This window comes from Ilumatobacter sp., from assembly GCF_049588435.1.
Classification (GTDB): domain Bacteria; phylum Actinomycetota; class Acidimicrobiia; order Acidimicrobiales; family Ilumatobacteraceae; genus Ilumatobacter_A.
On record NZ_JBAVYV010000209.1, the window covers coordinates 1 to 4806 of the forward strand.

Below are 4806 nucleotides of genomic sequence, written 5' to 3' on the forward strand. Positions count from 1 at the left end.
GTTGGCGGCCGCGTGGCGGTCACCACCGCGGCAGGACGGGAAATCCGAGCATGCCGGATCCTGCTCGCCACCGGCCTGACCGATGTGCTTCCCGACCTCCCCGGCGTCCGCGAGAACTGGGGAGATCGGGTCATCCACTGCCCGTGGTGCCACGGGTGGGAGGTCCGTGACCAGCGCATCGCTGTGATCGACACCGCCGGAGCGGGAGCCCACCAGGCCACGCTCTTCACGCGACTCTCGGACGACGTGACGTTGGTCTGCGATCGCGAGGTCGATCTCGATGCCGTTTCCCGTGAGCGCCTGGGCCTCGTCGGCGTGAAGGTGCACGAACGTGCGGCCACGAGCATCGATGCCATCGGCGACGGCATGCGGGTGACGTTCACCGATGGTGCGACGCTCGAGGTCGACGCAGTGGTTGTCGGGCCCCGATTCGCCGCGAACGCCGCCCCGGTCGACCATCTGGTGACGGTGGGCGAGCACGCCTCCGGGATGGGAACCCACGTCGTCGTCGATGAGATGGGTTCGACCACGCACCCGGCCATCTACGCGGCAGGCAACGTCGCCGATCCGATGCAGCAGGTCGTCCACGCAGCGGCCAACGGGTCGAGGGTCGCGATGTCGATCGCGGCCGATCTGATGGAGGACGACATCGACCGAGCCCGCCGGTCGGTCGCCGAGACCGAGGAGTGGGACGGGCGATACCGAGAGCACGAGGGGGAGATGTGGAGCGGGCAGCCCAACGGCTCGCTCGTCGTCGAACTCGCCGATGCGCGCCCGGGGACTGCGCTCGATCTCGGGTGCGGTGAAGGCGCCGACGCCATCTGGCTCGCATCGTTGGGGTGGGACGTGACGGGGACGGACATCTCGAACATCGCCGTCGATCGCGCGCGTGACGCCGCCGCAAAGCAGGGCGTGGCTGTCACGTTCGCGGCCTCCGATGTGATCACCGAGCCGCTTCCCGCGGCGACGTACGACCTGATCGCGATCAGCTATCCGGCGCTGAAGCGGGACCCGGGGATCGCCGCGATGCCGAACATCGTGGGGGCACTCACCCCCGGCGGTCGACTCGTGGTGATCGGACATACCGAGATGGACATGGCGGTCGCCGCGGAGCACGGTTTCGACCCGGGCCAGTACCTCTCGATCGACGACATGATCGACGCTGTCGGCCGACTCGGCGGTGGCGACGATGGTGGCGAAGCGTTCACGATCGAGACCGACGAGGTGCGCGATCGCCCGAACCCGCCTCCGAACAGCCACCACAGTCGCGACCGGATCCTCACCATCCGCCGACGCTGACCCACCACCGGCCTCGACCGCCCGCCCGGTGCCGATCTCGTGAACTGTTCCCGCGCTCCGTGCGCGAACAGTTCACGAGATCGCTGGGCGCGTGGGCGGGCAGGGGTGGGGGTGCGTCAGACGAGGACGTCGGCGGGTGCGGGTTCGGTCGGAGCCTCTGCCGCCGCGGCCGCGTCTTTCTTGGCCTGCTTCTTGGCACGGCCCTCGGCAACCCCTGTCCGGATCGCACCGGAGATGCCCTCGGGATTCTGGATCGCGGTGAAGATCAGCAGGATGCCGCCGACGAACGCTTCCCACGCACCCACCGCATCGAGCAGCCGGCTCGTCAGGTAGAACGCGACACCCGAACCGGCGACCATGCCGGCGGTCACTGCGCCGCTGACGCTCGTGATGCCGCCGAGGTACGCGAACGCGAGCACGGTCAGCGAGGCGAGGACGCCGAACGACGCCTCGGACACCGCACCGAAGCGGTAGGCCATGAGCGTGCCCGCCGCGCCGGCGATGAACGCCGACACCGTGAACACGAGCAGCTTGACGGTCACGGTGTTGATGCCGAGTGCGCTGGCGGCGCGTTCGTTCGAACGGACGGCCAGCATCCGACGTCCGGTGCCGCTCCGGCGGATGTTGGCGACCATCAACGCGAGCATCGACACGACGATCACCAGGAAGATGCCGAAGATCGGGCGCGACGTCTTGGTGCCCAGCACGAGGCCGAAGTCCCAGTCGCCGATCGACGGGTTCGGCACCTGCGCGCCACCGGTCGAGGCATCGCCGACGTACTTCGGGTTCTTGAAGATGAACTCAGAGATCGCGACACCACCCGCGAGAGTGACGATCGCGAGGTTGGTACCTCGGAGTCGAAGCGCCGGAAGTGCCACCAGCGCGCCGAACACGGTGGCGAGCAGTGCCGCCAGGATCGGTGCCAGCGGAAACGGAATTCCCCATTGGACGGCCAGTTTGGACAGCGCGAACCCCGCGACACCGGCGAACGCCATCTGCGCGAGCGACGTCTGACCTCCGAAGCCGGTCAGGACGACGAACGAGAGTGCGAGCGCGACTGCGATCACCGTCGACATGATCGCCCCGCGCCACAGTGGCCCAAGGAACAGGATCCCGGCGATCGCGGCGACGATCGGGAAGCCGACGCTGAGCGGCGTGACCCGCGCCGCCGGCACCGCCGGAAGCTTCCAGTTGTCGACGGTGCCGCGATCGGGCAACCGGTCGCCGCGGAGCACCATCACGACGATGATGATCAGGAAGGGAATGCCCTCACGGGCACCGAATTCGGGCCACCAGCCGATGTCGATCTGCAGCTTGGTGAACATCGACTGCAGCAGGCCGATGCCGAATCCCGTGGCGACGGTGGGAACGATGGTGCGGAAGTTGCCGACCAGTGCCGCGCCCAGAGCGGGGATCAGGAACAGGAAGGTGAAGATCATCGAGCTCAGCGCGATCATCGGTGAGGCGAGGATCGCCACGAACCCGCACACCATCGATGCGGTGACGAAGCTCAGGCCGGCGAGGAAGCTGGGGGAGTACCCGAGCAGGACCGCACCCTTCTCGTTCTCGGCGGCTGCCCGGGTGACGAGGCCGAGTCGGGTGTACCGCGAGATGATCCACAGCGCTGCCGCGAGGAGAATCACGATCAGTGCCAACCACAATCCGTCGCGGGGCACGGTCACGTCGTCCATGATCGTGACCGGTTCGCTCGGGAGGATCCCCCCGACCCGGAAGCTGGTGTCGTCGGCGAAGCGCCGATCGACGAGTGACACGAAGATGATCAACAGGCCGACGCTCGCCACGATCTTGGCCAGGGCCGGCGCGTGGTACAGCGGTTTGAACACGAACCGATAGACCACCAGCCCGAGCAGTGCAGCGGTCAGCAACGACAGGATGAGTGCCCAGACGAAGCCGACGTCGTCGTCGAAGTGGTACCGGGCGGGAAGCCCCGGAATCGGGAAGGGATACGCCCCTCGCCGGAGGTCCGCGTAGACATAGGCCACCCACATCGCCATCGCCCCTTGGGCGAAGTTCACGACACCGGATCCCTGGTAGGTGATCACCAACCCGAGACCCAGTGCAGCGATGATCGCTCCAGCTCCGCTGCCGAGCAGGATGTAGTACAGATAGTCACTCATGCTGTGGCGGTCTCGCTGTGTGGATCGATGGCGATGGGGTGGACGACGATCACGGCAGGTAGGGAATGCTGTCGACCCTCTCGAGGCCCGGGATCGTGAGCACCTCGCCGCTCTCGGTGTACTCCGAAACCGGGTTGGTGTAGGCACAGATCGACGGGTAGTTCGCAGCCGCGCCGCATTGGATGGCTGCATCGGTCGGGCTGCCGGGCCAGACCATCAGGTCCTCACCGGTACCGATGAAGTCGTAGATCCCCGCTCCGGTGACCTCTCCGCCGGATTCGGCGAGCAGGTTGCCGTAGCTGGCGACCGACATCATCGTGACGAAACCGAGCCCACCGAGACCGAGGGCGGTCGGGTCGACTTCGCTCGGCTCCACGCCCATCGCCGGGGCGAGCACGTCGCTGAGGATGTCCAATTCCGGACCTTCCTGCTCGGAGGCGATTCCGACGAAGCTCCACCCGAGCGCATCGTCGCCGACCTCGGCGATGACGTCGCTGTCGGCGCAGATCGCCGTGGTGAGCACGGGGATCTCGATTCCGAGTGCAGCGCGTCCACGCATCGTGCCGATGCAACCGGCATCGGAGTAGAGCGAGATCAGCAGATCGGGGTCGCCGTCGGCCGCCTGGCGCATCAAGCCCTGGTAGCCGGCGTCGGTCTCGTTGTCGCCGCCCTTGACCGTGGTGTGCTCGATTCCGGCGATGTCGAGCGCCGCCGTGAGCCCGGCTTCGGTCGCGTTGGCACCGGCATTGTCGGCGCTGACGATCCCCACGCTGGTGGCACCGAAGTGGTCGACCGCCGCAGCGGCCATCGTGCCGTTCGTGGTGACGTTGCCGCCGGTCAGGTAGCGGACCGGAGCGGTGTTGTCGATCGGCGTGAGCGGGAGCATTCCGACGAGCGGTGTGCCCGCGGCCTCGTAGGTGGTGTAGTCGGGGAAGACATCGAGTCCGATGACGACCATCTCGACGTTCTTGCCGGTCAGTTCCTGGGCGCAGGCCTGGGACCCTTCCGGCGAACCGTTGGCGGTACAGCTCTCGATCTTGATCGGGCGGTCGCCCACACCACCGTGCTCATTGAGGTAGTCGGCGGTGGCGTTCATGAAGTTGCGGATGTCCGGGAAGTCGAGCCCGGGGACACCTTCGGTGTTGACCAGACCGATCACCATCTCCTCACCGGTCGGGGGACCGAGATCCGGGAACGCCGTCGCCCAGTCGGCCCCTGATTCCGCGGGTGCTTCGGTGTCGGCGGGTGCCTCGGTGTCCGCGGGTGCTTCGGAATCGGCGGGTGCCTCGGTGTCCGCAGGTGCTTCGGTGTCGGCCGGGGCTTCGGTGTCCGCGGGTGCTTCGGTGTCGGCGGGTGCCTCCGTCTCGGC

Annotated in this window: 3 protein-coding genes; 1 reads left to right on the top strand and 2 read right to left on the bottom strand. The window is 67.4% G+C overall.

Features of this window, described 5'->3' with window-relative positions; genetic code table 11:
- Positions 1-1299 (top strand): FAD-dependent oxidoreductase (locus tag WBV89_RS07890; RefSeq protein ID WP_423980785.1); only part of this gene is annotated, 1299 nt, incomplete at its 5' end.
- A 116-nt stretch (positions 1300-1415) separates the two neighbouring features.
- Here the strand turns inward: WBV89_RS07890 and WBV89_RS07895 are convergent.
- Together WBV89_RS07895 and WBV89_RS07900 are read right to left on the bottom strand one after the other, a co-directional pair.
- Positions 1416-3437 carry an ABC transporter permease gene (locus WBV89_RS07895; protein WP_423980786.1) on the bottom strand — a complete coding sequence of 674 codons (2022 nt, stop codon included), beginning with the start codon at positions 3435-3437 and terminating at the stop codon, positions 1416-1418.
- 49 nt (positions 3438-3486) lie between these two features.
- Positions 3487-4806, bottom strand: a 1320-nt coding sequence (locus WBV89_RS07900; protein ID WP_423980787.1) for an ABC transporter substrate-binding protein, incomplete at its 5' end; no start/stop codon positions are given.